This window comes from Mucilaginibacter corticis, from assembly GCF_007558865.1.
Taxonomy (GTDB): domain Bacteria; phylum Bacteroidota; class Bacteroidia; order Sphingobacteriales; family Sphingobacteriaceae; genus Mucilaginibacter; species Mucilaginibacter corticis.
Genome location: NZ_VLPK01000002.1, coordinates 920,977 through 945,063, shown reverse-complemented (window position 1 = coordinate 945,063; position 24,087 = coordinate 920,977). Strand labels below are relative to the sequence as shown.

The following is a 24,087-nucleotide window of genomic DNA, read 5'->3' as shown; positions in this document are numbered from 1 at the left end:
TATGAAGCATATATTGATCGTTGACGATCACGAGGACATCCTGGAACTGATCAGGGACATCCTGGAACCGGAAGGTTACCGGGTAACTACCCTTTCAGCAGTTGATGATATTTTGAAAACTGTCCGGGACTTATCCCCCGACCTGGTTCTGCTGGACTTTTTACTGCCCGGGATCAACGGCGGTGAGTTCTGCGCCCAGCTCAAAAAGGATCCGCTGACCAGCCATACGCCGGTCATCTTCCTTTCCGCGCATTCCCGGGTACTGGATTCGCTCGGGCATTACGGCTACGATGATTTTATCGCGAAACCGTTTGCCATCGATCAGCTGCTCCAAACCGTTAAAAAACATATTTAAGCATCAGCTGCCGATTTTAACAAAAGGCCTTCGTGCGTCAGGATGTCCCGGCGGATACACTGTCCGACGGCATCCGACAATACCTGTTTGAGCTCCTCGGTCAGGCGGGCAAAGCCAAGCCGCTTTGCTGCCAGCGGGATCGTATCTTCTTCGGTGATCGCCACCGATCCTTCCACTACTTGCCGGATGGCCTCATAGATCTCTTCCGGGGCGACCAGCGCTATCTTCCGGGAGGCTGCGGGCAGTTTGCTGCGGTCGCGGACCGGCGGCGTTTCCATACCCGGCAGCCAAAGAAATTCTTGCTTTAACTTAACCAGGTTGTTTTGTTCCGCGTAACGTGCAGCCTGGGTCATGGTATATTTAACCCGGGCGCCCGCACGACTGATGTCGCTGGCTTCGGTGATGCGCCGGATAACTTCATCCAGGTGCACCGGGCTCTCTGTCTGAACGACTTCGCTGATCCAGCCGGCCAGCTGCTCAAACGTGTATAATTGCAAATCTTTGGGCTCATCAATAGTTAAAATGGCTGCCTGGTAAGCCGTATCCGTTTGCCCGTCAGGATGCTCCACCCTGGCAAATTCATAAGGCTCAGGTTCCGGCTCGGGAACAGGGGCCTGTTCGATCGCGGCAGTGAGGCGCTGCAGTTCCTGCTCGGGGTTCCGGTACCAGTCCGTGCTCCAGACCCGGTAAATATTCCAGCCGAACAATTCCAGCACCTGGCCGCGCAGGCGGTCGCGGTCCGTAGCGGACCGCGCGCTGGCATAAGCCCTGCCGTCACAAACAATGCCGAGCAGGTAACGTCCCGGGTTATCCGGGTCAACTATCGCCAGGTCAAGATAAAAGCCCGGCGTGCCCACCTTATCCCGGACAATATACCCGGCTTTGGTCAATTGTGCTGCCACTTCCGCCTCAAAAGGGCGGTTCTCTGCCGCTAAATTTTCCGGATCGTTCAGTTTGGCGAACTGGGCAAAATATAAAAAGTTTTTCAGGGCACGGATCCCGAACCTGGTAGCCTCCGTCGTTTTCAGATCGTCCGCGGTAATATTGGTAAACACTTCACAACGCATTTTGGCACGGGTGATCAGTACATTGAGCCGCCGCTCCCCGCCGTCGTTGTTGAGCGGCCCGAAATTCATTGGTACTTTGCCGTCTTCGGTCCGGCCGTACCCGATACTGATCATGATCACATCCCGTTCGTCACCCTGTACGTTTTCCAGGTTCTTGACAAAGAAGGGCTCGTTCGGGTGCGCGGCGAAGAACCCCTCGGTCTCCGGGTGCTGTTTCCGTTCCGCCTCCAGGGCCAGCTGGATCGCCTGCGCCTGGGTGCTGCTGAAGGCCACCACGCCCAAAGTAAGCTCCGGGGATCTTTTGGCATGTTCGAACACTGCCCGGGCCACCGCTTTCGCCTCGAGCGGGTTGCTGCGGGTCTTCCCACGATCATAAATGGCATCGGGCAGGTAATGAAATTTCAGGCCCATGCTTTCTTTCGAGCCCGGGCTTGGGAAGATCACCAGTTTGTCTTCATAAAATTCGTGGTTGGATAAACTGATCAGTGATTCATGCCGGCTGCGGTAATGCCATTTCAGCATCCGGCTTGGCGCGCCCTGCCCGTCACACATGCCCAGGATGCTCTGCAGGTCGGCGGTAACATTTTCTTCGTCTTCGACATCCGCGTTCAGCTTATCAAAGAAGCTGGTCGGCGGTAATTGTTTCGTATCGCCAACGACCACCAGTTGTTTGCCGCGGGCGATCGCGCCCAGGGCATCGACCGGCCGGACCTGGCTGGCCTCATCAAAGATCACCAGGTCAAATTCTAGGACGCCCGGCGGGAGGAAGCTGGCGATGGAGAGGGGGCTCATCATCCATACCGGTTTAATGGCCTGCATGGCTTTACCAGCCTCCCCTACGAGTTTACGAATGGGCATATGCCTGGCTTTTTTATTGAATTCGGTGCGGAGGATATTGAGTTGCCCGCCCGCGTTGCCTTTGGGTATGTCTTCCCAATGTTTCAGCGCCACCCGTGCGCGGTTGTAATATAAATTGAGCTGGTCAAGCCGCCTGAACTTCCCGATAATTTCTTCGTGGCTGGCACGTTCAAATCGGCTCAGTTCCGGGCGCAGGCGGAAGGCCAGGTTGCTTAAATGCTCGTACCAGGTTTTTTGCAGGGCGGCTTTTAACTGCCGCGGGGCTTCGGGCCAGTCTTCCGCGGTGCGTACCAGGAAATCCATGCCCGCTTCGTGCGCCTGTATTTTGAGCTGGTTCCAGTCGATCACTTTTTGCAGGGTATCAAATTGTTCCGTCCAAAGCTGCCATTCGGGCTCCGTAGCTATTTTTAAAGCATGGAGCGCCGCTGTTTTGAGCGTTTCATAGCTGGTTTCTTTTGCAGCCAACTGTTTAATGAATGCCGCCGCTGAAGCGCCAGTCCTTTGTTCCAGGTAGTCCCTGACGTTTTGATCCGTAAGCGTCGATAAATAAGCCGATGCAGCCGATAATTTATCCCAGTCACGCACCTGGCCAAACAAGGGGCCCATGAACGACAGGTTTTTAGCCATTTGTGTTTCCAGTCCCCGGACCTCAGAGATCACATCCACCAGTCGGAGCTGTTCTTCGGCGGATTTCGGCATGGGGACGCGCAGCAGCGCTGCCAGGTCTTTTTTTGCCTGGCGGTACCCCCCGGATAAAAAATTGAACAGGCTGTTCCCGCCGGCCACGATATTTTTCCTGATCTCCAGAATATCCTGCGACCAGGCTTCCGCAATGAACGTCGTGCCGTATTGTTTTTTCAAAGTGTCCAGCTGCTGTCCATTTTGGATCAGTTCCCTGATATCTGCCGCTTTCAGTTGCCAGTTCCCGTCCGCAACAGCTAAACCGGATAGGTCAGGTGCCTCAGCCGCTGATTCCAGCTGCGCTTTGGATTGCAGACCGGTTTTTGTCCTGATCTCCTCCCATAACTGATCCGCTTCAGCTGACGCTTTGGCGGCGGCCTTGATTTGTTCCAGCAGCGGCCCTTTATCATGCGGTTGTAACAGGGCCAGCTCACTGCCCCAGAACGGCAGGTCCGCAGGCATGCCCGTGGTACCGAGACGTGCTTCGACCCTGTCCGCGAATTCCTCCGCGAGGCGGAACCGGGCAGCGTCCCAGCTGTCCAGTTGATCGATCACCAGTTTTTTAGCCACATTTCCCAACCCGAGCAGGTAGCCGATCACTTGCTCCACGCTCAACCCGCTTCCTGCTAGCGGTTCATTCGCCGCATCACAATAGCCGTTCAGTTCATTGCGGTAGGCCGATAATAATTCATTTTCCTGTTCCAGTTGTACGCTGGCCGGACGGCCCAGTTCCAGTGTCCGTTTCAGGTCCTGGTGCAGTTCCCGTTTATTGGCTTTGTGACTGTGGAGTTCCAGGCAGGTTTCCCCCAGTTGCAGGGCATCCAGCCTTCTTTTCACAACATCGAGCGCGGCCATTTTCTCAGCTACGAACAGGACCTTTTTTCCCTGGCCGACGGCATTGGCGATGATATTGGTGATCGTCTGGGATTTACCCGTTCCGGGCGGGCCCTGGATCACGATATTACCGCCCTCATTGACGGCCAGCATAGCCAGCAGCTGGGAACTGTCCGCGTCTACCACGCGAAACAATTCATTGGCGTTGGTTTCTTCATCCAGGTCACGGTCCTCTTGTTCCTCTTCGGTAATATCTTCGTGAAAACCGGTCTCAAAAAGCGAAACGATATTTTCGTTGGCAGCGATGGCGCCCAGGTCATTGTAGATCAAAAATTTTCCAAAGGAGAAAAACCCCAGCTCAATGGCATCTTCATCCAGCGTCCAGTTCTGGAGGCTTTGCTCCTTCACCTTTTTAAAGTACGTGGGAACGTCAAACTCATCCGCTTCCGGCACGTCGGGTAATGCGACATTAAAATCTGTTTTCAATTTGGCTTGCAGGGAAAGATTCGCGCCGATCTCCGCGCCGGTATATTTCAGCCGGAAACGCTCCTGGGCGCTCGAGCGTTCTAAAGCTACCGGGATCAATAATACGGGGGCGAGCCGCTCCTCCTCCCCATCGTTCCAGTGCAGCATGCCCAAAGCGAGGTATAAGATATTGACGCCCTGCTCTTCGATACTTGTTCGCGCAAAGTAATAGGTATTGAGCAAACGGGTTTGCAGTTTTGCTTCCTCCTCTTCCGTCTGCAGTTTGGTATCCGGCAAAGTTTCCGTATTGCCGGCGGGCAAAAACGTCATGGCTTTTTGCTGCCGCACCAAAATATCGTAAGTTTGAACCGATCTTTCGTTAACGATATGCAAACCGCGCGCCTTTGGCGTACGGTAATTTAACAGCGGGTTGCGCATCCCCAGGTCCAGCAGTTCCTTGCGCGAGGCCTCCAGGCGGCCCTTAACCAAATCATTCATCCATTCAAAAATAAGCAATTAACAAACAAAAACCGTCCTGAACGTCTTTTATTGGTTGAAGAATTTATTACGTATGATCAGGAAATTAAAATCGGGCCAATACCGCATCTATTCCAGGAAGGTTGACCCGGAAACTAAGAAAAGAAAGAATCTGGGGACGTTCGATTCGATAGAAGCAGCTAAAAAGCACGAAAAAGAGATCCAGTATTTCAAGCACCATTAAACAGCTCCGCTTTTGATGCGCTCCCTGAAGATCTTATGGCTAGCCTGTTCTGCGTTTTAATGAACAGCTGGAAATCCCTTCCAACATTATTTTTGCGATCGGGCTCGAATATGCCAGGCACTTTTTACAGTGGTGATCAAATAAAGGGTCTCCAATCAGCCGTACAAATCATTAGGAAAGCCTGCCTACTGGTAAAAAAATGCCGTTCAGTCCTTTTTAGCCTGGTAAGCAGCGATCATCACCCCATTTTCCGTCTTGCTCAGCGAATTCAGTTTGAGCCGGGCTAAAGGCGAACCTTTGTCGAACAGGCGCATCCCTGCTCCGAGGATCACCGGATGGATGATCAATAGTAATTCATCTAACAAGTTTGCCTGCATCAGGGAACGTACGATTTCCCCGCTGCCAAAAATGAGCAGGTTCCGATCGTGTTCTTCTTTCAGCGACGCGACAGTTTGGGCAGCTTCCCCGGTCAGCAAAGTGGAATGTTCCCAGGGCAGCGGGTAATTTACCTTCCGGGAAACAACAAATTTTTCGGGTTTGGTCAGCGCCCGGGTCATCGGGTCATGGGGTCTGCGCTGTGGCCAGGCATGATAAAGGTCCTCATAGGTTCTTGTTCCGGCCAGCAAGGACCAGCCCTTGCCCATATACTTGCCGATCGCTTCGCGCATTTTAGGATCGTCGCCTGCCGCGGACCAGCCGCCATATTGAAAATCGTTGCGGGTATCTTCATCGGCAGTTGCCGGCCCCTGGAATACGCCATCCAACGTCAGGTGTTCGATCGCGATAATCCTACATTTTTCTGCTTTTGCCATAAAAAAACAACAGTACGGTTGCTTTTTAGTTTTTAGCTGACGCGATACGGTATTAAAATAATGATTACTGGAAATAACATGCCATTACCGGGCATGGTATTTGCAAATCACAGTACATACTATACCACTATAATTATTTAGCAAGCACAGACTAATAAAAATGATACGTAGCAAATGAGCTGGACCTGTCCGAAATGCGAGCGGGAGTTACCCTGGCCTGATTACAGGCATTATTGCCGGCGGGTCAGTTTGGATACGTTGTTTGAGGGACGTTCCGAGGAATTGGTACTGGTATTTGATAAGATCCTGGCGGAAGTGGCCGACTGGGACAAAGTGGTGATCAGCACCACGCCGAATTGCATCGTCTTTTACCGGCGGACCGCTTTTTTAATTATCCGTCCGATGAAAAAATGGCTGGACCTGAAATTTTATTCCGGCAGGGTCCATAAGGATAAACCCGTGCTGAAAAGCGTGGAATCGGGTAATAAATTCGAGAACCATATTCGCTTGACGACGCTGGATGAACTCAAGCCCGGCGTCTTTATATATTTACGGGAATCTTATGAATTAATTTGAAACCAAAACACCGGATTGTTAACGCGCCGTTAATTTGCCAGCAGGGCCGCCGGATAGTTAGTTACACCTTTCAGGAAGACTGCAGGCATTCGTAAATGCTTTGGCATGATATCAGGACTGTACCAGGTCTATCAAAAGAAAAATACGATGTCAACTACTTAAATGAAAAAGGGGTTTTAAACCACTTGATCGAAATCAATAATGACCGCGTAGCCGGTTTTGAGAAAGCCATCGCGGATATTAAAGCGCAGGACATCAGCGCAGCGCATGACCGCATCAAAGCCTTACGTGACGCTGCAAAAGCTTAATTAATGATGTGAGCCGCCTCTTCCGGGCGGCTCGTTTTTATGATTTGAAATGAAACCAAAACGTCAACTCAGTTTAGTGCCTATCTTTCCTGCCGGATCTTTCGTTCCCCTGAAATGGACCGGGAACCGGAAAACTCGCCCGCAGGGAAGCCACTGCGTCTTCCTGACTATTCTTCTTCCTTATCGCTTTCGGCTTCGGCTTTTTTAGCTTCTTCCAGTAAATTGGTGGTGTAGGGATATTTCGCCAGTAACGTTGCCATGTACGCCAGGTTAGCCGTCATATAACGGAGGGTTTTATTCGTATAAAGATATCTTTCACCGCCCGCTTCCACGTAATCTTTTTCCCCTCCGGCCTTGCCGACCCAATACGCGTTCACGTTGGCAGGAATAGTAAAGCCGACCTCCTGCAGGGACCATAATACCTGCGCGGCGCAACTGTGGGCACCGTCCTCGTTACCCGTTACCAGGCATCCGCCGACTTTACCATAGGGCATATACTGGCCGGTTTCCTTATCCGCCAGATCTTCGTCACGGAAAATCGCGTCCAGCCTTTCGATCACCTTTTGCGAGGTCGATGCCAGGTGCCCCATCCAGATCGGCGTGGCAATAACGAAAATATTGCAGGCCCTGATCTTCTCAAGGATCAGGGGCCATTCATCTCCGTCTCCTTCATCGGAAGTATTGCCGGTTAACACGTTGTAATCGTTCAGCCGGATGATCTCGGTCTCAAAACCCAGTGCTTTTAGCTGCCCGGCAGCTTTTTCAGCCAACGCCCCGGTATTTGAAAACTTCGGCGTACGTTTCAAGGTGCAGTTGATAAATAATGCTTTCATACCTGGATTAACTTGCGGTAAAATTTATTGTTTTAAAAAGGAAATATTTCTAAAAACAGACACCCTGGTGATCGTTTGCTTATAAAAGCGGACAGTAGCAACAGGTTTTTACGTTCAGGATAAAATGGCATTATATTTAACATAAATATACAGATCAAAAACAACAGCACATGGAAAACTCAACGCAAACCACCGTAATGCTTAAAGCACTGGATATGGAATTGCTGGCCATCCTGGCCGCTGACCTGGAAGCATATAAAAACGCCCGCGAAATTAAAGCAGCCTGATGAGAAAGTTCATTTTACCCTTACTTGCTTTACCGCTGTGCCTGTCCTTGTCGGGCTGCGGCCTGATGGAGGATGCCTTTAAGGCCGGTTTTATTTTTGCGCTGATCATCGCTGCGATCATAGGCCTGCTGATCTGGATCTTTCATTTCAGCTGGAAATTACTGACCAAAAATTTCCCCGCCCTGCGTATTCATTATGAAGGGTTTTGGGACGAATAAAATTCATCCCTGATCGGCGCAGCACTTGTTAAAGAAGCCGGATCGAACCATCAAAAGATTGTTAATCATAAACTAAACATAGCAGCAACATGAGCATTACCATTCAGCTGGCAGAAAAAATAGCAGAAGCAGCAAAAGCCAAGGCAAAGGAAATCGGCGTACCGATGAATATCGCTATCGTTGACGAAGGTGCCAACCTGAAGTCGTTCCACCGTATGGACAATGCCTGGCTTGGCTCCATCGACATTTCCATAAAAAAAGCGCGGACAGCACGTTTCTTCGATATGCCCTCCGGCGAGATCGGCAAACTGTCCCAGCCCGGCGGGCCGCTTTATAACATTGAGCACTCCAACGGCGGCTTAATCTCTTTTCCCGGCGGCGTGTTGATCAAAGACGGCGATACGATCATCGGCGCGATCGGCGTTTCCGGCGGGTCGGTCGACCAGGACCACGCGGTAGCGGAAGCAGGCGCCTCAGTTTTTAAGAAATAGTATGGAAAACTATCCGATAACCATCAGCAAGGACCAGGAGGTGCATCATTTCGAGGTCGGCGAATATGCGCACCAGGATGATGATAAGTGCAAGTTTCGTGTATTTGAAAACGGGGTGTATGTCGCCAGCTTTGAGCCGGACAATCATGACTTTTTACACATCTGCCAAAACCCCGGCGAAATTGATGAAGAGATTCTCCATTTACTGGCTGACGAGATCGAGACCCATCATCCGCGGGGTATCAATAAACTAAAACAATGAGAAGTATCTGGACAGGATCCATCGGCTTTGGATTGGTAAGTATCCCGGTTAAGCTTTATTCGGCCGTTCAGGAAAGCCGGCTCGACCTGGATATGCTCGACAGCCGCGACCATGCCAACATCAAATTCCAGCGGGTCAACGAACATACCAAAAAAGAAGTCCCGTACGATAAGATCGTCAAAGGTTACAAGTATGATGATGAATATGTCATCATAGAAGAAGCAGATTTTGAGGCCGCGGCACCGGAAAAAACGAAGGTCATCGAAATTGAAAGTTTCGTGGATGTCGCGGCAGTGAACCCGATGTATTATGAAACCTCGTATTACACCGCGCCGGCCACTAAAAAGAATAAGGCTTATGCCTTGTTACTGGAAGCGTTAAAAAAGTCGGGCAAGGCAGGTTTGGCCAGGTTTGTCCTGCGCAGCACGGAAAGCTTATGTATCGTTCACCCGGTGGATAAAGCGATCGTCGTAACCCGCATCCGTTTCGCCCAGCAGATCCGTGAACAGGATGACCTGGACCTGGATGATGCGCCTGCGGTAAGCAAGAAGGAACTGGACATGGGTCTGGCACTGATCAACCAGTACGCTGAGCCGCTCGACCTGTCAAAATATAGAGACGAATACCACAATGAATTGTTAAAGATCATTGAGCAGAAAGCGAAAGGGAAACGTCCGACTATCAAGAAGCTGAAACCTGCCAAATCGAAGAGCGATGACCTGTACGACCAGCTAATGAGCAGTCTTACCGCTAAAAAAGGGGCCTGATCTGAAATGCGATGAATAAGACGGGACATATCCTTTTTTGGGTGACAGTTTAACTGCGGGTTATGGGCTGGCAAACCCGGCTACACAATCCTTTCCGGCATTAATTGAAAAGCGCATAGCGGAAGCAGGCTTATTTTACGAAATAACCAATGCCGGCAAGAACGGGGACACTTCTGCGGGAGGGCTACAAAGGTTGGATCACTGGCTTTCCAAACCGATAGACATCTTCGTTTTAGAGCTCGGGATCAATGATGTCATTCGCCGGATACCTCCGGCGGCAACGCTGGCAAACTTGCGTGCGATCGTCGTTAAAGTAAAGCAAAAATATCCTGAAGCCCGGATCGTCCTGATGGGTATGCAATTACCTTCCATGTTTAATTCTGTTACGGCTGTTCAATTCAGCGGTATCTATCAAAAACTGGCGGTTGAATTTGAGCCGGCATTCGTACCGTTCTTTTTGGCAGGGGTGGCCGGACGCGCCGATTTGAATTTGCGGGACGGCCTTCATCCTTCCGCCGCGGGCTACCGGGTGATCGCCGGGAATGTTTGGCCGGTACTGGAAAAGTTACTGCCTGATCGTTAATCTTACTTTATTCACTAAATCAACCAGGTCGAAAGGCTTGCAGATATAATCATCTGCACCGCAACGGCGGGCGGTTTCATCCAGCTTGGTCGTTGCCGATATCAGGATTACAGGAATGTTTTGCGTGCGCGGATCCTGCTTCAGTTGCCAGCAAATGTCATGGCCTGTTTTTCCTTCCAGCCAGTTGTCTATGAGGAGTAATGCCGGCGGATCTTTTTCGATCTCATAAACGGCAGTGACGTCTTTCCCGGTTTTGACCTGGTAACCGGCTTGTCTTAAAATGTCGCTGAGGATAAGCCGTACATCCTCATCATCATCGATCACCAGGATCTTTTTTAATACCATAGCGTAAAAATAAAAGATTTCTGCAACAGGAACGGTATTAAACTTGTGTTAACGGAATGGTAAACCAGAATGTACTGCCTTTGCCGATTTCGCTGTCAGCTCCGATCGTACCCCCATGCCGCTTGATGATTTCCGCGCAAATATACAGACCGAGTCCAAGGCCGGAATAGGTTGCGCCGGAATGATTTGCCCGCCAGTAACGATCAAACAAGTTCGGAATTTGTTCCTTCGGGATACCCTGGCCAAAATCCCTGACCGATATTTTCGCAAAACCGTCAAGTTCTTCAATTCCAAAAAGGATCCGGTCGCTGTCAGGCGCATATTTGACCGCATTATTGACAAAATTGACCAGTACCTGGTCGATCCGGTTCTCATCCGCGAAGATCTGCAGATGCGTATCCCCTTCGATCAGCAGTTCATGCGTACCGGCTATCCGGATATGGTTGCAGCTGACAGCCAGCAGCTCCCCTATGGTAAAATTGGTTTTCTCCAGCCGGAGCAGGCCTTCGCCGAAACGCCGCATGTTCAGCAGGTCGTCAACCAGGTTGCTGATCTTGGAAAGGCTCCTTGCCGAGGCATCGATCAGTTTGGGCAGGACCGGGCTTGCCGGGTTCTCTTTCAGCCGGTTCATTAACTGAAGGTTGGCGCTCAGGCTGGTAATCGGTGTTTTCAGTTCATGGCTCACCACGCCCAGGAAATCATCCTTGCGTTGTTCATTGACCTTTCGCTGGGTAATATTCTGGGTGATCCCGACCATGCGAACAGGCTTACCGGCGGCATCGTACCGGGGTTTCCCGTAAGCGCTGATCCAATGCCTTGACCCATCCGGCCACTGGATCTGGTATTCGGTCTGGTAGATGGTATTGTTGGCAATGGCGGTATTTACATGTTCTTCAACATACTCCCGGTACTCGGGCAGGATCGCTGTAAAGAGATCAGGAAAATTTAAAGTATCCCCGGGATTAAGCCCAAAATTAGCCTTACACTGATTAGAACAGTCCATCAGCCCCGTACACAATTCCAGGTCATAAGAACCAAGCCTACCCGCATCCAGCGCCATGGCCAGTCTTTCGTTACTGTCGTTTACGGCGCTTCGGGCATTGACCTGCTCCGTGACATCCGTAGCCAGTACCATGACAGCTTGAGGATGCCCTGTTTCTGCCGCGACAGGCTGATAGACATAATTAAAAAACCGGTCGTCTATTTTAATTTCATAGCTGTACTGGACTTTACCTGTTTCCAGGGCCATTTGTAAATATTGCAGCTGTTCCTTTCCCGCCAGGCGCGGCATGGCCTCCAGCAATGGCCTGCCCGTGATGGTATCCGGTTCATTCCAAATGGTCAGCATTTGTTCGTTGGCGGACTCAATATTGAAATCAGGTCCGCTCAATAGGGCAATGGCAACCGGTGCATGCTGAATTAAGTTCCGCTGATTCAGCTCGCTGCTTTTGAGCGAACCATGGAGCGTTTCCAGTTCAGCAACTTTCCGCTTCAACTCCAGTTTGTCCACCACTTGCTTGGCCAGGATCAGCAGGGCATCGGTTTGCTCCGGGCTGAGTTCGCGTAATTGCTGGTCAATGATGCAAAGTGACCCTAATGCGAAACCCTCATGGTTGACCAGCGGTACGCCCGCGTAAAAAGTAATATCAAGCTCTCCTGTCACCAAAGGGTTATCCGCAAAACGACGGTCTTTTTTTGCGTCCGGGATAATCATGATCTCGTCCGGTTTAGCAATAGCATGCGCACAGAATGAGTATGCTCTGGGCGTTTCCCGCGCGGCCAGGCCGTGATGGGATTTGAACCATTGCCGGTCCTTATCCACTAAACTAACCAGCGCGATCGGCGTGCCGCAGATCGCTGCAGCCAGCTTAGTCAGCTCATCAAAGTCCTTTTCTTCCGCGGTGTCCAGTATGTGATAAGACCGTAACGCATCAAGGCGCTCGTTCTCATTTTTTAAATTGGGGTATTGATCAGCCATTCTTCTCTATTCCTTGGTAAAGATACAGGAGAAAACAGGACAAACAAAAATGTGTGGCTAAGTAAAGGATCGGCTTAAATCTCCTTGCTCATTGGATACCTCTAAAATACATTTAACTTTTTGATATTAAAAGCCTTAATTTTACACCGATGAAGAAAAGGGTGCTGATTATCGAGAATGACCGGGATATCCGGATGATCGTGGAAATTATACTGAATGAACAAGGCTTTGAGACGCTCAGCCTGCCGGAACCTGAAGACCTGGCGGAAATTATTCCCTTCTCCCCCGATATTATCTTGCTTGATGAATTCATCAATAACAAACCCGGTCACCGGCTTTGCCGCAAGATCAAACAGGTCACCGCTTTAGCATCCGTACCGGTAATCATCCTGTCGACCGCGAACGATATTGAAATGATCGCCACGGAATGTAATGCCAACGATTTTATCCGCAAGCCGTTCGATGTGGAGGACATGATCGCTAAAGTACTGCGGCTCGTCGATCACCGTCCCTTAGTTTGCTAAAGGCAAAGTAAAATAGAAGGTTGATCCTTCGCCCGGCTCACTTTCCGTCCAGATCTTACCGTTGTGGCGTTCAATGATCTCCGCGCTCAGGTACAAGCCGATCCCGAAACCGGAGATCTTATTGTCATTGTTTACCCGGTAATACCGTTCAAACAGGCGCGGGATATCATTCTTGTCGATCCCCATCCCCTCGTCACGCACACTCACCCGGGCGGATCCCTCCATTTGCACGCAGGCCACCTGTACCCTGCTGCCGGATTTAGAGTATTTGACCGCGTTGCTGACCAGGTTATCGATCACCTGCCCGATCTTTTCCCGGTCCGCGTTGACCATCGTCGGTTCAACCGGGTGAAAAATAAGCTGGTGCGTGGCATACAAAGTTTTTGTCTCTTCGGTCATGTCCCTGATCAGGTCCGCCATATCAAATTGCTGTTTATCGATATGGATCTTGCCGGACTCTAAACGCGAAACATTCAAAAAGCCGTTGATCATATTGGTCATCCGCTTTACCTGTTTGACGCATTGATCCAGGGCACCGGAAACAAAGGTATCCCCCGAGTTCCTCGCCTTGATCTGTAATACCTGCAGGTAGCCGTTCAGGGAGGTCAGCGGGGTTTTCAGTTCATGGCTGACCATTCCGATAAAAGAGTTTTTCCGGAGCTCGTCCGTCTTTTGTTCTGTAATATCCATTACCAGGCCGGTAAAGGCCGCGAAAGTTCCCGAAGGATCAGGCTGCAGGTTCCCGATCGCCCGCACCCAGCGCTGTCGCTGATCATGAAAGCCGGTGACCGGGTAGGTAATATCATAATCCCCGCCGTGGTGGATCGCCGCTTCAATGGCCGCGTTTACGCTTTCCCGGTACTCATCCGTGATCTGGGCCAAAGCTTGCTCCAGGGTAAAATCCTCTTCCGGATAATAGCCGAACAATTCTTTCAGGCGGGCGTTGGAAATCAATTGCCGGCTGATGCTGTGCACATACCAAGTCCCCAGTTCGGCGGCATCTATCGCTAAACGCAACGCTGTCCGGCTTTCTTCGATCGTATGCTGGGCGGCTATCAGTTCTTCATTTGAGGCGGTCAGTTCTTCATTCATCGCTTGCATTTGTTCCGAATATTCCTCTAGGAGTTTTCGGGAAAGCACCCTTTGCGTATTTTCATAGGACATGACCAGTACCCCGGTGCGCAGGCCGTTGCGGTCAGTCAGCGGCTGGTAGGTATAATCTACGAAAGTTTCTCTTTTACTGCCGTCGGCATTCGTGAATAGCACCGGGCTGTCGCGGACATCAATGACCTCGCCGGTTCGCATCACCTGCCGCAATTGCCCCGGGAAGGGCTGGCTGGCCAGTTCCGGTAAGATCTCCAGCAAGGGTTTTCCGATCACTTCTTCGCGGGTCTTGTCCCAGTAGGCCAGGTTGGTGTTATTAATTGATTCCGCCACTAAGTCATTGCCCCGGATAATGACCACGGCAGCAGGAAGTATATTGATGATCTGCTCCAGTTGCTGCTCGTTTTCCGCGAGTTCGACGATCATGTCCTGCAATTTACCCTGAATAACCGTTAACTCATCATTGGAAGTATGCAGTTCCTCATTGATCGCTGCTAACTCTTCGTTCGCCGTTTGCTGTTCGCGGCTCAGATCCTCGACTTTTATTCTTGCCATTACCAGTTCCGTCACATCGATCGCCGACTGGAGCATCCCGGTCTTTACCCCGTTCTCCGTCAGCGGGTTATAAGCGATATTATAAAAGCCCAGTTCGGCCTTACCATTCTTGTAGATCACGATCGGCACTTCGTCCCCTTTCCAGCTCAGGCCGGCATCATAGGTTCCAGGAGCTGCCGGATTATATCCTGGCCCTCCAGTTCCGGCATCGCTTCATGCCAGGGTTTCCCGATCACGGACGCGTCCTTTCCGATCAGTTCAAGCATAGGCGGGTTGATGATCTCAAAAATCATTTCTTCGCCAATGGTCACCAGCATGGGAACAGGTGATTGTTCCACCATGGCGCGAAACCTGGATTCGCTTTCCGCCAGCGCATGGGTCCGCTGCTCGACCCGGTTCTCCAGTTTTAGGTTCGTTTCCGCGAGGTTTTCCCGGCTTTGGCGGAGTTCCTCGTTGGAGGCGCTCAATTCTTCGTTCGTGGCGCTGAGTTCCTCATTGGAAGCAGCCAGTTCTTCGGTCAGTCCCGCCTCTTTTTCGAACCCGGTTTTACGGGCAGCTTCCAGCCAGATCTGCCGGGAAACATCATTGGCCGTACAGATCAAATACTGGACCTCCCCTGATTCGGCGATCACCGGCACCACTTCCAGTTGCCGCCAGATACCGTGGGTCATCTGGCCATCCGGGTCCTTTACCAATGACTTGATCGCCGGGAGTTTGACGATTGTTTTTTCTGCGATTGCCTGTTCGATATTTACGATAAACACTTCGTAGGATGCCTGTAACTCCGCATCTTCGGGTTGCGGCACCAGCAGATCGTAGGCGCTTTTACCCTGCATATTTTCATTATGGTTCATGGATAGCTCATGGGCTTTATTCTGCGCGATCACCAGGTATTCCGGCCCTGCAGCCGACAGGATAAAGGACGGCGCCAGTGATTGTTTAAAAATGCGCTCAAAAATAGACGATTCGGGGGTAGACATGCGTTATAAGCTATTGGTCTCTGTTAAGTCAATTCCCGTGCCTAAAAACCGTCGCCTTCATGCCGGGGCCCGGCGGGCGATATGGCCGGCGAAAGCTGGTACCGGATTTGCTGTTCTAATGACATGAAAATTATCGGAAAAAAATTCGCAGTGGATTTCGGCGCCAAAGCCACCCTGTATATTAAAAGTCCAACACAACTGGAGTTCCATATCACGGAGATCGATGGACAGAAAGCGGATGATACGGAAACCGTGGCTATTGAGATTACGCAACTGCGGCCAAGGCTGTTTATGCTGACCTGGAAGGAGAAAAACGGGAATACGGTGACCCAGGTCCAGGACCATAAAGAAGGAACGGTCTATATGAACTGGACACACCCGGATGGCAGGTTCAGCCATGCGAAAGGGACGATCACCCCGGTCAGCATCAAAAAGAAATAATCAGCGCTCGTAAGCTGATTTACGGCTGATCTCTTCCGTTAAATTTTGTACCAGGTCCCGCCCGCTGTTCCAGCGCTTTAAACGGTTGGCTAACTGTATCCCCTGCCGGTCCTTAATTTCAAGAGATGACCGGTAATAATCAGGCATCCTGTCCTTCATCGCGTCGTGGATAGCCTGCGCACTTCCTGCCAGGACAAGCGCGCTATCCTCGTTCACCAGGTCAGCCAAAGCATTGGCCATGCCGGATGCATAGTAAGGGCAATCCCAGTCATGGCGGTATGGGTGGTCACCTTTGATATTTACCTTTTGCAAGGGATGTGAGAGGTCTTCCAGTATTTCAACAACCGCGTTGCCAAAAACAAGACTGTATTCCCCGACAAAATGGTTCCACCAGCGTGGATGATGCGGAAGCTCCTTTAACAGGGTGTCACAGACGATCACGCGTTTTGGAAAATCAGGGTTTGCGGGGTCCATGATCACGAGTGATACGCCGTAATGCCCTTCTTTAAGGGAATGCCTGCTGCAGATCACAAAAAATTGCGGAAGGGTCTCCCCTGTCTGCTGCATGCCAGTCGTCAGTGATTTGATCTCCTGCAGGCGGTCCTCCATAAATCCGCGTTTGAACAGGATGTGCAGGTTTCCGCCTGCCTTTGCCGAACACCGCCTGCTGTTTTCATCAAAGACATTACTATTGGCGGGGCGGCTGCTGAAATGATTGCCGCTGTTATAACGGATCTCCTGGGATTCGGGCGGGTAAGTATCGATCGGCGCCGTATCGCCCGCCGCGGTCTGTTTGACAGGGTGTACAGAGCGGAAAGGGATGTGCATGCGTTCACTGTCCATCCTGCGGGCAAGGTTGTAAATGCGCTGTTCGCTTGGCGCGAATAAGGGGTCACCTGTCACCTCGTCAAAATACACTTCGCTTGCCGGACGGGATAAATGCCGCGCGGCGAAACGGTGTTTTAACAGCTTCAAAAGCGGTTGCCCGGTACTTAAAAAGAAATCGCGTAAGGCGTCATTTGCTAAATAATCCTTTGGGGGCTGGTCAAATTTGAGCAGCGTTCTTTCTTCATGGTTCCGGACCCATTTGCGTAAGTATTTTTTCATTTTCCGCTCGAAACGGGCGTTCGCCTTTCCGGCGGCAACTTGCGTTGGGATATCTGGTTCCATCAATATTTATCAGGGGTAAACGGATCGCCGGCCGGTAAGGTCACAGCGTTCTTTTGATCGATGCCGTTACAGGATTGTCACGCGCTACAGGTCATAAATATAAACAATTGCATTCATGCGCAAAAGGATGCGGGGCCATATTCCAAGAGATTTCGGGAATATTTCACGGCAAAAGATCCGGGATCAATAAACAAACGATCAGGCTGCCGACCGGCGCCGTTCAGGGAACCCGCGCTAAACTTTGGTGGTTTAATAAATAAGCGGCGATGACCCCCGAATAACGGGCAGCGCCGAACTGGTTAAGGTGGTTATTATCACTGTACTCCGCCGCGTTTTCCCAGTCCGCCCGGTTGGTAAAATCGAGGAAGGACACCTGGTCGAATTGCCGGGTGAAAGACCGGCATGCCTTTACCGTGGCAAAACTCGTATACCGGTAACGGATCGGCGATATGATCAGGAACGTCGGAATGCGCAGCGCGTTGACTTTGGCGAGCATCCGGGTAAATTCGGCCAGCTTGAGCGTGTCTACCGTTTGGTTTTCCATATAGGGTACGATCGCGTCGTTGGCGGCGGTTTCAGTGAGCTTGACATAGCCTTTATAGTCCTCTTTATGAGATTTGTTCAGCCCTGCCAGCAGGTTGCTCAACAAAGAATTATAGGGGTAGATCCGGGACAGCATTTTTACATTTTCGAAATGGCTGTTCAATCGAGCGAAAGGCTGTACGGCCGGGTTGTGGTAATAGGGCAAGAGCGTGGATAATGTCCCTTCATCCGACTGCGTAAATTCGCCGGGTGTAACATCGATCAATATGCACCGGGGCTTATACCGCTCCAATATGGCCGAAAGAACGGCACAGCTGTACAGCGCCCCCTGTTTGTCCCGGCCGCAATTATAAAAAGAAGTTTTGAGTATTTTTTCGAAGACATGCGGGTCATAATCATGGTTCGCCCTGGAAGAACCGAGCACGATATAGTTCGCCCGGGTGCTGTCGATCGCATAGCTTGTCCGGTACAGCAAGCCGGATCTTTGCCGGTGGTAAAGGTGCTCCAGCCAGCGGCCGGTCAATTGGTCAGCAACAACGATGCCGGCGAGCACGATCAAAAAGACTTTCATAAATTTCTTTACCTGGGCCGGAGCAGTAGCGGTCATAACCATCAGAATTGAAAATAAATGAATTGGTTGTTATCGAATACCCCGAACAGGAGGATCATGATCACGATCACGACATAAGAAAGCCGCCTGACCAAGAGGCTGGAATGGTCGAAAAGGGAAAAGTTGTTGAACAGGCGGTATTCTTTGATGGTATCGATCACGAGCAGCACAAGGATAAAAAACACCGAGTAGATCATATTCTTCCTGTCGCCCACAAAACAAGGGCCGTGTACAAATACGATCTTATGTAAAATTTGCATCGCCGTGCCCAGGTCCGGGGAACGGAAAAACACCCAGGTAAAACAAGCGTAAAAAAAGGTCAGTAAGATACTCAAAGGTTTATACAGCCAGCCGGGAACCGTACGGGCCAGTTTATTCCGGATCTTTTTGGTTAATAATTCAAAGGCAATAGCCATCCCATTCAACAATCCCCATAAGATATAGGTCCAGTTGGCGCCATGCCATAAGCCGCTTACCGCAAATACGATCAGCAAGGCCCATACGGTCGCATACCGGCCCTTTTCCCGCCAGGCGAACGTGATAGGCGTGAACATATAATCATTGAACCAGGTAGACAGCGAGATATGCCACCTGCGCCAGAATTCAGTAATGTTCTTACTGTAAAATGGGCGGTTAAAATTTGTCATCAATTTGAACCCCATCGTCCTTGCCGCGCCGATCGCGATATCGGAATAACCGGAAAAATCACAGTAGATCTGGAACCCGAAAAAAAATGTCGCGACCAGTAAGGAGGTGCCGTTATGTTTATCGTGGTTGCCGTAGACCGCACTGACATAAATGGAAAGCCGGTCGGCGATGACCACTTTCTTGAAAAAGCCCCAGGCCATTTTTTTTAAGCCGGTGGTCACATCCTCATAATTGAAAGGATGCTTTTCGTAAAACTGGTGCAGCAAGTTCTGCGGGCGTTCGATCGGACCGGCCACCAGCTGCGGGTAAAACATCACATACAGGCTGTAAATACCGAAGTTCTTTTCCGCCTTTTGTTTGCCCAGGTACACTTCGATCACATAGCTCAGACTTTGGAACGTGTGGAACGATAAGCCGATGGGCAGGATCACATGTAACAACGGCAAGGCATATTTCAGGTGGAAATACGCGGCGACCACATTGATGTTACTGTTGAAAAAGTTAAAATATTTGAAAATGAACAGGACCAGGCAGGTGGACAAAATACTCACCAGTAAATACCTTTTCCTTACCGGGCCATCCGATCTTTCAATATAGATCCCGGCATAATAATCGATCACGATCGTTACCAGTAAGATCAGGATATAGACAGGTATGAAAAAACAATAAAATACACAGCTGGCCAGCAGCAAAAGCGCCCACCTGGATTTATACGGCAACAGGTAATAAAGCAGCGTCACCAGCGGAAAAAACACCAAAAAGCTGAATGAATTGAACAACATACCTTTACAAGCTTGTTTTTAGCACATCAATAAGGGTTAACACTGGTAATAAGAACGGTACCACTCCACAAATTTATCGACACCGAACTGCAGCTCGGTCTTCGGCTGGTAATCCAGGTCATACTGCATGGGCAGCATATCCGCGTAAGTATCCAGCATATCTCCCGGCTGCCGGGGCAAAAAATTAATATGGGCTGTTTTCCCGGTCGCCTTTTCGATCGCCCTGACATAATCCATTAATTTGGTGGGCGAAGAATTCCCCAGGTTGTAAATATGATAGGGCGCAACCGATGTTGACGAATCATTGACAATGTTCGACCATTTCAAATTCTTGGACGGCGGCGTGTCGATCACCCGCAGCACCCCTTCGACGATATCGTCCACATAGGTAAAATCCCGCATCATGTTACCATTATTGTACACATCCAGCGGCTGATCCTCGAGGATCGCCTTGGTGAATTTGAACATCGCCATATCCGGACGGCCCCAGGGTCCGTAAACGGTGAAAAAACGGATGCCGGTAAGCGGGATATTGAACAAAAAGCTGTAACAATGCGCCATCAGTTCATTCGTTTTCTTTGTCGCCGCATACAGGCTGATCGGGTGGTCGGTCGCGATATGGGTGGACAATGGCATGGACCCGTTCAGGCCGTACACGCTGGAGCTGCTGGCATAGACAAAATGCCGCACAGGATTGTTCCGGCACCCTTCCAATAAATTCAGGAATCCGTCCACATTGCTCCTGATGTAAGACCGGGGGTTTTCGATGGAATAGCGAACACCGGCCTGCGCTGCCAGGTTACAGACCACGTCGAATTTCTCTGTATCGAAAAGCTGGTTGATCTGCTCCGCGTCTTTCAGATCCAGGTTGATGAACCGGTAATTTTCGTACAGGGAACTTTGGATGAACCGGTTATAATTGCCTGCTTCAGCGACCACCCCGGTAGCTTTTAACCTGGCCGCTTTCAGCTGCGGGTCGTAATAATCATTGATATTGTCAAGACCGACAACTTCCATGCCCTGTTCCAGCAATCTCTTGGCAAGATGGAACCCGATAAAACCTGCCGTACCTGTGACTAATATTTTCATGTATTGGATAAAGTTTCGTAACTAGTTTTAGTTCAATTTCAGCAACCTGTCGTCATTATAGTAACCATGGCCTTTTTGCCCGACCATCCCCTGGCTTTCATCGGTCACATTGTTCAGAGCGACCACCACATTTTTGATGACGCCTTCATTTAAAAGTTCATTGATATAGTACAGCTGGTCGACCGAGCTCTTGTTCATTCTTAAAAGGAACAGGTTCATGTCACTGTGTGGAACGACCATCATCCCGTCTTTAACAATGCCCATCGGCGAGTTGTTAAAAATGATGTACTCAAAGTGCTTCTTGGCTTCGGTAATAAAACCTTCCAGGCGATGGTTGGCCAGCAATTCTGACGGGTAATCCGGTTTTTCACCCGAGGTGACCACATGCAAACCTTTGATATGTGAGGGCTTGATGATCTCGTTAAATACCGCGGTTCCTTTCAGGTAGTCAGAAAGACCGGGCGCATTCTGGAGTTTGAAGATCTGCTGGGTCCGGGGCTGTCTCAGGTCCGCGTCGATCAGTAAAACCCGGGTATTGTTGATCGCTAAAATTGCGGCAAGGTTGGAGGAAACAAAGGTCTTTCCTTCACCCGCGATGGAAGAATGCACCGAAATGACCTTGTGTGGTAAGTCTTTGAGCAAATACTGGATACTGATCCGCAGGCTCCGGAAAGATTCGGTGATCTCGGAATGCGGGTAGGTGATCACCGGCAGTTCATTATCAAATTTATTATGCAAAATATTGCCGATGATCGCGGGCTGCAGCTGTTCTTTGATATCTGTGACATACTTGAGCTCGTTTTTAAATAATAACCGGCCGGTAAGGTAGATCAATGGTAAAAGCAGCCCCAGCACCATTCCGATCAGGAGCTTTACTGCCGTACCGAAACCTTTCAGCGTTGCCGTGCCGAAACTGGCCTGGTCGATGACCTGGGCGTCGGGGTCCCTGGAGGCCTCCGCAATTTGCGCCTCCGACCTTTTTTGCAGTAAATAAGAATACAGGTCGTTATTGAAATCAAATTTCCGTTTGATCTTATTCAGGTTTTGCTCCGTTTTCGGCAGGACCGTTTTTGCAGAAATGATCCTTGACTCCTGGCTGTTCAGGCTTTGCAGCTGCAGCTGCGCATTGCTGATCAGGTTATTGAGGTTTTCCGAAATGGTTTTTTGCGTATAGCTGATCTCCTGGTTCAGGGAAATGATCTCCGGGCTCTGGTCGGTTGCCGTATACGACAGTACTTCCCTGCGGTGGAACAGTTCGGTCAGCTTGGCGACGAGCGAATTGAGCGAGGCATCTGTGATCCCGACCACGGAAGGCGCAACCATGCCTTTCATGGCTGTCGCGCTGTTCACGTAACGTTTTAAATTGGAATAATAATCCAGCTGCATTTTGGCGGCAGCGATGTCGCCCCGCGACTTATTCAGGTCATTGACGATCGCCGTCGATTGCTGGTTTATATCTATCGCGTTGTTATTTGCCTTAAAATCGGAAACGGTATTGCCGGTAGCTTGCAGGGAGTCAGAAATACCCGCGATCTGGTTATCGATGAACCTGACCGTATTGGCTGCCCGCCTGTTCTTTTCCGTGAGCCCGAATTTAATATAGACATTGACCAGTTCGCGCAGGTAATCGATCGCGCGTTCCGGCTCGCGGCTGGCCAGTTCGATCGTGATCAGGTCGGACCCTTCGTCGCCGGGCGTGATCTTCAGCTCCTCCTGGTAAGATTTTGCCAGCTGGTTCAGATCATTGAACGTTAAGGTGAAACTATCGCCATCGCTGATCACATAACCGGGCGCCTTTAACAGGGTAAAATTAAAGTAGTCGTTTTTAAAAGGTTTGCCGAAATAGCCTGTTTCCTCAAAATTGATCTTATGTTTCCTGCCATATTGTTCCTGGACGGCATCGCATTTGACCGTATACTGCGTATTGCTGACCGGTGTGATGACCAGCGGCACCGATTTGACCTGGCGGGTACCGGGCAGGGTGTCGGCGATGAAAGGCGTGTCTTTGAAAAGGTCGGTAGTGGTGAGCAGGTTTTTCCTGGCCCAGGACACGTTCCAGCCCAGGTTCTGCAAGGTTTGCAGGTTCAGGGTATAAGAGCTCAGTACCCCCACCTGGTCCTGTACGGAATTGTTTTTTTTGTTGTCCTGGTTCTGTACCTGGACCGTTGTTAAAGTAGCCTGCGAATTATCCGTTTTGACCAGTACCGAAGTCAGTACATTGTATTTCTGCGGGACAAAGAAAGTATAAAGCGCCCCGCCGGCCAGCCCGATGCCGGCGAACAGTAAAAACCAGTATTTATTGTTATATACGGAAAAGTACAGTTGTTTTAGATTGATCCCGCCGGGTTCATTCTGGACGACTATATGTTTTTTTGTTTTTTTCATTTCTTTATTTACGGACATAATTTAAGATCAAAAACACGGAGGTGATCGTAGAAAGGACCAGCGCCGCGGTAGAAATGGAGATCTGCGTATTTTTATTCTTGTCCGGCTGTACGACAACGACATCATTGGGCAGCAGGTAAAACGCAGGTGAGTTGACCACTTGCTTGGACTGCATATCCAGCGTGAATGTTTCACTCCCGGTCGCGGTCGGGCGCAGCACCAGCACTTTGTTCAGGTTCGCGTAGTCCGTATTGCCGTTAGCCGAAGCGATGGCGTTCAGCACGGAAAAATTATCATTGTAATTATAATAGACACCGGGTAGCTTGACCTCACCGATCACCGTCACCCTGAAGCTCAGCAGTTTGACCTTCACAATGACATCCTTCAAAAAGGTAGCGGCCCGGGTTTCAATGTCGCTTTGCGCTTCAGCCAGCGTCTTACCGGCTACATTTATTTTACCGATCGCCGGCAGGGTCAGGTCGCCTTTGTCATCTACCGTATAGCCATTGATAAACTGTTCCTGCTGGTTTTCGTACTGGCTGCTGAGCGCCAGACCATTGGTACCCGCCTCTACCGGGTTATATTTTTTATTGAGATCCGGGTTCGGTGAGATGATATTGATATACAGGTTGTCCTTTTGCCTGATCTTGTAAACCGGGATATTCGCCGCGCCACCGGAAAGGAACTCATGCCCGTTCACATCCTGCATGTAAATTAATTTTTTATAGGAACGGCAGGACAACAGCCCCAGCAGGATCAAAATGAAGTTTACGGGTAAAATTAATTTTTTCATGATTTATGGGTTTAGTGCCTGT

General features: G+C 50.2%; 24 protein-coding genes. 11 read left to right on the top strand and 13 right to left on the bottom strand.

Features of this window, described 5'->3' with window-relative positions; genetic code table 11:
* Window position 1: 1 nt before the first annotated feature.
* Window positions 2–355 carry a response regulator gene (locus tag FO440_RS14860; protein ID WP_144249049.1) on the top strand — a complete coding sequence of 118 codons (354 nt, stop codon included), beginning with the start codon at window positions 2–4 and terminating at the stop codon, window positions 353–355.
* On the opposite strand, the gene FO440_RS14855 is transcribed toward FO440_RS14860, so the two are convergent.
* Entirely contained in the window at window positions 352–4,758 is a 4,407-nt protein-coding gene (locus tag FO440_RS14855; RefSeq protein ID WP_144249048.1) for a DUF3320 domain-containing protein, read from the bottom strand. The two genes, FO440_RS14860 and FO440_RS14855, sit on opposite strands and share 4 nt — an antisense overlap.
* Before the next feature lie 73 nt (window positions 4,759–4,831).
* Here FO440_RS14855 and FO440_RS24490 point away from each other — a divergent pair, with 73 nt between their 5' ends.
* Window positions 4,832–4,981, top strand: a complete 150-nt coding sequence (locus FO440_RS24490) for a hypothetical protein (protein ID WP_186292688.1) — start codon at window positions 4,832–4,834, stop codon at window positions 4,979–4,981.
* 206 nt (window positions 4,982–5,187) lie between these two features.
* On the opposite strand, the gene FO440_RS14850 is transcribed toward FO440_RS24490, so the two are convergent.
* Window positions 5,188–5,793, bottom strand: coding sequence for a dihydrofolate reductase family protein (locus FO440_RS14850; protein ID WP_144249047.1), 606 nt, complete (start codon window positions 5,791–5,793; stop codon window positions 5,188–5,190).
* A 174-nt stretch (window positions 5,794–5,967) separates the two neighbouring features.
* Between FO440_RS14850 and FO440_RS14845 the strand changes: the two genes are divergently transcribed.
* Together FO440_RS14845 and FO440_RS24990 are read left to right on the top strand one after the other, a co-directional pair.
* Window positions 5,968–6,369, top strand: a complete 402-nt coding sequence (locus tag FO440_RS14845) for a DUF5655 domain-containing protein (protein WP_144249046.1) — start codon at window positions 5,968–5,970, stop codon at window positions 6,367–6,369.
* A 185-nt stretch (window positions 6,370–6,554) separates the two neighbouring features.
* On the top strand, window positions 6,555–6,677 hold the full coding sequence (locus FO440_RS24990) for a hypothetical protein (protein WP_262711491.1): 123 nt from the start codon (window positions 6,555–6,557) through the stop codon (window positions 6,675–6,677).
* Window positions 6,678–6,844: 167 nt separating this feature from the next.
* On the opposite strand, the gene FO440_RS14835 is transcribed toward FO440_RS24990, so the two are convergent.
* On the bottom strand, window positions 6,845–7,510 hold the full coding sequence (locus FO440_RS14835; protein WP_144249045.1) for a flavodoxin family protein: 666 nt from the start codon (window positions 7,508–7,510) through the stop codon (window positions 6,845–6,847).
* 286 nt (window positions 7,511–7,796) lie between these two features.
* On the opposite strand from FO440_RS14835, the gene FO440_RS14830 reads away from it, so the two are divergent.
* From FO440_RS14830 to FO440_RS14810, 5 genes are all read left to right on the top strand, one after another.
* Entirely contained in the window at window positions 7,797–8,015 is a 219-nt protein-coding gene (locus FO440_RS14830; protein ID WP_144249044.1) for a hypothetical protein, read from the top strand.
* An 89-nt stretch (window positions 8,016–8,104) separates the two neighbouring features.
* Window positions 8,105–8,506, top strand: a complete 402-nt coding sequence (locus FO440_RS14825; protein ID WP_144249043.1) for a GlcG/HbpS family heme-binding protein — start codon at window positions 8,105–8,107, stop codon at window positions 8,504–8,506.
* 1 nt (window position 8,507) lies between these two features.
* Window positions 8,508–8,768, top strand: coding sequence for a hypothetical protein (locus FO440_RS14820; RefSeq protein ID WP_144249042.1), 261 nt, complete (start codon window positions 8,508–8,510; stop codon window positions 8,766–8,768).
* Window positions 8,765–9,535: a non-homologous end joining protein Ku gene (gene ku, locus FO440_RS14815; RefSeq protein WP_144249041.1), complete on the top strand. Its 771-nt coding sequence runs from the start codon at window positions 8,765–8,767 to the stop codon at window positions 9,533–9,535. The genes FO440_RS14820 and ku overlap by 4 nt, the downstream gene beginning before the upstream one ends.
* A 37-nt stretch (window positions 9,536–9,572) precedes the next feature.
* A complete protein-coding gene (locus tag FO440_RS14810; protein ID WP_144249040.1) occupies window positions 9,573–10,118 on the top strand; it encodes an arylesterase in 546 nt (181 codons plus the stop codon).
* On the opposite strand, the gene FO440_RS14805 is transcribed toward FO440_RS14810, so the two are convergent.
* The gene (locus FO440_RS14805; protein ID WP_144249039.1) at window positions 10,101–10,463 is read right to left on the bottom strand and encodes a response regulator; all 363 of its coding nucleotides are present in this window, start codon (window positions 10,461–10,463) and stop codon (window positions 10,101–10,103) included. The two genes, FO440_RS14810 and FO440_RS14805, sit on opposite strands and share 18 nt — an antisense overlap.
* Window positions 10,464–10,500: 37 nt before the next feature.
* Window positions 10,501–12,441 carry an ATP-binding protein gene (locus FO440_RS14800; protein ID WP_144249038.1) on the bottom strand — a complete coding sequence of 647 codons (1,941 nt, stop codon included), beginning with the start codon at window positions 12,439–12,441 and terminating at the stop codon, window positions 10,501–10,503.
* Window positions 12,442–12,590: 149 nt separating this feature from the next.
* On the opposite strand from FO440_RS14800, the gene FO440_RS14795 reads away from it, so the two are divergent.
* Complete coding sequence (locus FO440_RS14795; RefSeq protein ID WP_144249037.1) at window positions 12,591–12,965, top strand: response regulator; 375 nt, start codon at window positions 12,591–12,593, stop codon at window positions 12,963–12,965.
* Here FO440_RS14795 and FO440_RS14790 read toward each other — a convergent pair.
* Both FO440_RS14790 and FO440_RS14785 read right to left on the bottom strand, forming a co-directional pair.
* The gene (locus FO440_RS14790; RefSeq protein WP_262711493.1) at window positions 12,954–14,495 is read right to left on the bottom strand and encodes a PAS domain-containing sensor histidine kinase; all 1,542 of its coding nucleotides are present in this window, start codon (window positions 14,493–14,495) and stop codon (window positions 12,954–12,956) included. The two genes, FO440_RS14795 and FO440_RS14790, sit on opposite strands and share 12 nt — an antisense overlap.
* Window positions 14,496–14,770: 275 nt before the next feature.
* Window positions 14,771–15,604 (bottom strand): PAS domain-containing protein, encoded by an 834-nt coding sequence (locus tag FO440_RS14785; RefSeq protein WP_144249035.1) that lies wholly within the window; start codon window positions 15,602–15,604, stop codon window positions 14,771–14,773.
* An 81-nt stretch (window positions 15,605–15,685) separates the two neighbouring features.
* On the opposite strand from FO440_RS14785, the gene FO440_RS14780 reads away from it, so the two are divergent.
* Window positions 15,686–16,045 (top strand): MoaF-related domain-containing protein, encoded by a 360-nt coding sequence (locus tag FO440_RS14780; protein WP_394348372.1) that lies wholly within the window; start codon window positions 15,686–15,688, stop codon window positions 16,043–16,045.
* On the opposite strand, the gene FO440_RS14775 is transcribed toward FO440_RS14780, so the two are convergent.
* From FO440_RS14775 to FO440_RS14750, 6 genes are all read right to left on the bottom strand, one after another.
* Window positions 16,046–17,215 (bottom strand): hypothetical protein, encoded by a 1,170-nt coding sequence (locus FO440_RS14775; RefSeq protein ID WP_144249033.1) that lies wholly within the window; start codon window positions 17,213–17,215, stop codon window positions 16,046–16,048. It abuts the gene before it with no gap.
* Between the two features lie 220 nt (window positions 17,216–17,435).
* On the bottom strand, window positions 17,436–18,365 hold the full coding sequence (locus FO440_RS14770) for a hypothetical protein (protein WP_144249032.1): 930 nt from the start codon (window positions 18,363–18,365) through the stop codon (window positions 17,436–17,438).
* A gap of 5 nt (window positions 18,366–18,370) precedes the next feature.
* Complete coding sequence (locus FO440_RS14765; RefSeq protein ID WP_144249031.1) at window positions 18,371–19,798, bottom strand: MBOAT family O-acyltransferase; 1,428 nt, start codon at window positions 19,796–19,798, stop codon at window positions 18,371–18,373.
* Window positions 19,799–19,834: 36 nt separating this feature from the next.
* The gene (locus FO440_RS14760) at window positions 19,835–20,887 is read right to left on the bottom strand and encodes an NAD-dependent epimerase (protein ID WP_144249030.1); all 1,053 of its coding nucleotides are present in this window, start codon (window positions 20,885–20,887) and stop codon (window positions 19,835–19,837) included.
* Between the two features lie 27 nt (window positions 20,888–20,914).
* Window positions 20,915–23,272, bottom strand: coding sequence for a GumC family protein (locus FO440_RS14755; protein ID WP_186292685.1), 2,358 nt, complete (start codon window positions 23,270–23,272; stop codon window positions 20,915–20,917).
* 4 nt (window positions 23,273–23,276) lie between these two features.
* Window positions 23,277–24,065: a polysaccharide biosynthesis/export family protein gene (locus FO440_RS14750; RefSeq protein WP_144249028.1), complete on the bottom strand. Its 789-nt coding sequence runs from the start codon at window positions 24,063–24,065 to the stop codon at window positions 23,277–23,279.
* Window positions 24,066–24,087: the final 22 nt, after the last annotated feature.